This window comes from Nitrospirae bacterium CG2_30_53_67, assembly GCA_001873285.1.
Taxonomy (GTDB): Bacteria; CG2-30-53-67; CG2-30-53-67; order CG2-30-53-67; family CG2-30-53-67; genus CG2-30-53-67.
Map to the genome: position 1 here is coordinate 1 of MNYV01000089.1, position 4,667 is coordinate 4,667.

Annotated in this window: 4 protein-coding genes; all 4 read left to right on the forward strand. The window is 54.6% G+C overall.

The window, feature by feature from the left end:
* Positions 1 to 159 precede the first annotated feature (159 nt).
* Genes AUK29_05570 through AUK29_05585 form a run of 4 tightly spaced genes read left to right on the forward strand, consistent with a single transcriptional unit; the run spans position 160 to position 4,616 of the window.
* Positions 160 to 1,191 (forward strand): hypothetical protein, encoded by a 1,032-nt coding sequence (locus AUK29_05570; GenBank protein ID OIP64037.1) that lies wholly within the window; start codon positions 160 to 162, stop codon positions 1,189 to 1,191.
* Positions 1,188 to 2,924, forward strand: a complete 1,737-nt coding sequence (locus tag AUK29_05575) for a hypothetical protein (GenBank protein ID OIP64038.1) — start codon at positions 1,188 to 1,190, stop codon at positions 2,922 to 2,924. Before AUK29_05570 ends, AUK29_05575 begins: the two co-directional genes overlap by 4 nt.
* 44 nt (positions 2,925 to 2,968) lie before the next feature.
* Complete coding sequence (locus tag AUK29_05580) at positions 2,969 to 3,925, forward strand: hypothetical protein (protein OIP64040.1); 957 nt, start codon at positions 2,969 to 2,971, stop codon at positions 3,923 to 3,925.
* The gene (locus AUK29_05585) at positions 3,885 to 4,616 is read left to right on the forward strand and encodes a glycosyltransferase (GenBank protein ID OIP64039.1); all 732 of its coding nucleotides are present in this window, start codon (positions 3,885 to 3,887) and stop codon (positions 4,614 to 4,616) included. Before AUK29_05580 ends, AUK29_05585 begins: the two co-directional genes overlap by 41 nt.
* Positions 4,617 to 4,667: the final 51 nt, after the last annotated feature.

The window sequence follows — 4,667 nt, forward strand, 5'->3', positions numbered from 1 at the left end:
AGGGGTCAAGGGGTCAAGGATTCCAGGGGTCAAGTGAAGGGCTAAAAACATAAGGGGTCGAGGGTTCAAGGGTTTTTCTCTGGAGATTTTGCTTGTGTTTCAGCATTTCACTTGAATCCTCGACCCCTTTTTACCCGCTATTTTCAAAAGGAGTTTAAAATGAAGGTTCTCATTCTGGGCGTAAACGGGTTCATCGGAAACAGTCTGACCTATAAAATCATGAGCGATACGGACTGGGAAGTCTACGGCATGGACATGGCGTGCGACAAGCTGGAGCACTCCATCAACAACCCGAGATTCCATTTTGTCGAAGGAGACATCTCCATCAACAAGGAATGGATCGAATACCACATCAAGAAATCGGATTTGGTTCTTCCCCTTGTGGCCATTGCCACGCCGGCAAGCTACGTGCAGGACCCGCTCGCCGTGTTCGAACTCGACTTCGAGGAAAACCTCCGGATTGTCCGGCAGTGCGTCAAGTACAAAAAAAGGGTCATCTTCCCCTCCACATCAGAGGTCTATGGCATGTGTTCGGACCCGGAGTTCGACCCGGATACCAGCCCCCTGGTGCTCGGGCCGATCCATAAAGAGCGGTGGATCTATAGCTGCAGCAAACAACTCATGGACCGGGTCATCTGGGCCTACGGAAGAGAGGGGCTCCAGTTCACCCTGATCCGCCCGTTCAACTGGATCGGACCCAAACTGGACCGGATTACCGTGGGCAAGGAAGGGAGTTCCCGGGTTCTGACCCAATTTCTGGGAAACATCATGATCGGCGAGCCGATCAAACTCGTGGACGGCGGCAGGCAGAGCCGGAGCTTTACCTATATTGACGACGGGATCAACTGCCTCCTGAAGATCATAGAAAACAAAAACAATGTCTGCCAGGGAGAGATCTTCAATATCGGGAACCCGGCCAATAACATTTCCATCCGTGATCTGGCCCATACCCTCCGGGAGATGGTCATGCAATACCCAAAATACCGGAAAAAGGCCGAGGCCGCGCAAATCATCGAGGTCACATCCGAAGACTACTACGGCAAAGGGTATCAGGACATCATGACCAGAGTCCCATCCATCAAAAAGGCCCATGAGCTTCTCGGATGGAAACCCAAGGTGAATCTTAAGACCGCGTTGAAAAAGACCCTGGACTACTATCTTACGGAAGATCATAAAGAAACGATTCTATGACGGCGGAACCCTTAACCTCGGAAAATTCGGGAAGGACTCCGGGAGAGATGAAGACATCCGGGAAGGATCTCACCCTCATCCTGATCCTCACGGCACTATCCGCCCTTCTCCTGCTCCACGGATTAGGAGATCGTTCTCTCTGGGGATCTGAAGGAAGATGGGCCGAGGCTGCGCGTGAGATGCTTGCTGCATCAGATTACCTGACTCCGAGGATCAACGGCGCCCCCTACAGGGACAAGCCGTTCCTTTCTTATGATATGATCCTATTCTTCACGCCCTTTACCGGAGGACGGGTGACCGAGCTTTCGGCGAGACTCCCTTCCGCGGTTTCGGCCATGGCGGCCCTGCTGCTTCTTTATGGAATGGGGAAGCGTCTCTACGACAGGGAGACCGGATTCCTCTCCTCCTTGATCCTCGGCACATCATTTTATTTTATTTACTGGGGGAGGACCGCATCGGCCGATCTCATCAATATGACCGGGGTGCTGCTCTCCCTCTGGATATTTGTCCGTTTTGAGCCGGCCCCCTCGAGAGGCTGGCTCTATCCTTTTTACCTCTCCATGGCCGTAAATTCGCTCACCAAGGGGCTTCTCGGATTCGCCCTTCCTATGGCGGTCCTTCTCCCCTATGCGTGGATCCGGAAACAATGGGGCTGGCTATGGAACCGGCATACCATCCCCGCGGGTCTTTTTTCCGCCCTGATCTACCTGATCCCATTTTTCCTTGATTTCACCCGGAGCGGCTCTACCGACTCCCTCTACCTGGTATTCAAGGAGAACGTCCTCCGCTTCTTCGACCCCTTTGATCACAAACAGCCGGTCTATTACTATTTTTACGAGATCTTCGCAATCTTTGCGCCGTGGGCGCTGTTCCTCCCGGGCGCCCTGATCCATCATCTCAGGAAGCCGACCTGCCTGTGCAACGGCAGACAGGGGCCCATGGACGGCTCGACAGGGTTTGTCATCCTCTACTTCTGCTCCCTGTTTTTATTCTTCACCCTCTCCGGTTCAAGGCGGAGTTATTATCTTCTGCCGCTCTTTCCCGCAGCCTCTTTAATCATTGGCAGAAGCTGGTCGGATCTGATGCGCGAGCCTCTCCGGGGATGGAGATCCTGGGTCCAGGTCCTAATCCCGGCGGGTCTTATGACACTGATCATGGGCTCGGCCGCTATCCTTGTTTTTTTACAGCCGTCTTTGCTCAAACCGTATGAAGCGCTTAACCTCAGCCGGCATGCCTGGGCGGCGGCCATCACAGCCCTCGGGCTGATCCTCTCGATCCTTCTTTATGCCGGATCCAAGGTCAGACACTCCTTCGACAGTGAGCTCAGGACAGTCAAACTGTTTGTCGCCGTCCTTCTCACCGTTGTGTTCTGCATGGACCTCTACTTGTTTTTTGTTGTTTTGCCCGCGGCGGAATCCTTTCGGGGTCTTCGAGGCCTTTGCAGCAGCGTAAACCGGATGCATATCCCTCAGGATCGCCTTGCCGTCCTCCACCAAGGGAGGGAGGGAAACCTCTTTTTTTACCTGGATCAAATCCCTGTCCGGAGGATCGATGATCCCGAAGAGGCCGGGCGTTTTCTACAGGATTCCGAAAATTATCTTCTCATCGAAGAAAAACACAGAAAGGAGATCTCCGGGATCAGTCCGGACCAGATACTCCTGCAGGAGAACCCATCCCCATTCAAACAGAATGACTCGGAAAGGTTCTCCCTGATTCAAGGGAGGTCAGGATGACGCCTTCCCCTCTGAATCTGAACAGTTCGACTGTCCTGAGCTCACTGTCCAAGGACGGCCTGGCATTCAAGGTGGACGTGGACACCTACCGGGGACTCGAATACGGGGTCCCTGCGCTGCTGAATCTTTTCAGGGAAACCAAGATCCGAGCCTCTTTTTTCGTATCCCTGGGCCCTGATCATTCCGGCCGGGCCGTCTTCCGGATCTTCACGAAAAAAGGATTTTTAAAAAAGATGATCCGGACCCGGGCCGCAAGGATGTACGGCTTCTCCACCCTGCTGTACGGGACCCTTCTGCCGGCGCCTAAAATCGCGCACGCCCTGCCGCACATCATCCGCGCCATTCCCGAGGCAGGCCACGAGATCGGGATCCACTGCTGGGACCATGTGAAATGGCAGGATAAGCTCCACCGGATGAGCATAGAGCAGATCCGAAAGGAGCTCAACCTCGCCCGCTCGGCCTTCCGAGAGGTCCTGGGCCGGGACGCTCTCAGCTCCGCCGCCCCGGGTTGGATCTCCAATGCCCGGAGCCTCGCCGTCCAGGACCAGGCCGGCCTCATCTACTGCAGCGACATGCGGGGTGAGTCCCCATTTTTCCCTGTAGTGGACGGCGTGCGGTTCAACACCCTCCAGATCCCCACGACCCTTCCCACCATGGATGAGATCATGGGAGAAGAGGCGGGAAGCGACAGGGAAATTGCAGATTATTATCTCTCTCGTCTGAAACCGGGCAGACTTCACGTCATGACCGTGCACGCAGAAACCGAAGGCATGGGCAAGAAAGAGGTCTTCCGAAGGATCATCGAAGGGGTCCAGGGGAGGCTTCCGATTCTTATGCTCTCCGAAACGGCCCGGCTTTGTCTTGAACAGCCGTCGAACGTGCCGCATTGCGAGGTTCTGTACGGCCCTGTCCCGGGGCGGGCCGGAGACCTCTCCATACAGGGGGAAAGGATTCAAGGAAATGAAACCGCCCGAACTCTCCGTGGTGATCCCGGTCTATAACGAAGAAGAGAATATCCCCATCCTGATCCGAGAACTCGAAGAGACCCTGAATCACCTCGGAAAAATATACGAGATCATCATGGTGGATGATGGAAGCCGGGACAAAAGCCTTGAGAGAATCCTGGAGGCCCGGCGGGAAAACCCGAGGATCCGGGTCATCAGCTTTGAAAAAAATGCCGGGCAGACCTCGGCCATGGACGCCGGCTTCCGGGCCGCTCTCGGAGAGGTGATCGTGACCCTGGATGCGGACCTGCAAAACAGCCCCGGAGACATCCCCCTGCTCCTCGAAAAAATCCCGGAATACGATATGGTATGCGGCTTCCGGGCCGAGAGATCGGACCCCTGGATCAGGAAGATCTCTTCGGTGATCGCCAATTCGGTCAGGAACGCCTTGACTCATGAGGAGATCAAGGATATTGCATGCTCGCTCAAGGCCTACAAACGGGAATGCCTTCAGAAGGTCAAGCTCTATAACGGCATGCACCGTTTCCTTCCCACGCTCTTCAAAATGGAAGGATTCCGGGTGATCGAGGTCCGCGTCGGACATTACCCGAGGCGGCACGGAACAGCCAAATACAACATCCGAAACCGGATCTTTCGATCCTTCGTGGACCTTCTTGCGGTCCTGTGGATGAAAAAAAGACAACTGAATTACCGGATACGGGAAGACATCCCGGACAAGGGAGAGTGAAGTGAGAACCATTCAGAAATTGGTAATGTCAAAAGTTTTAAGAAACTTAAG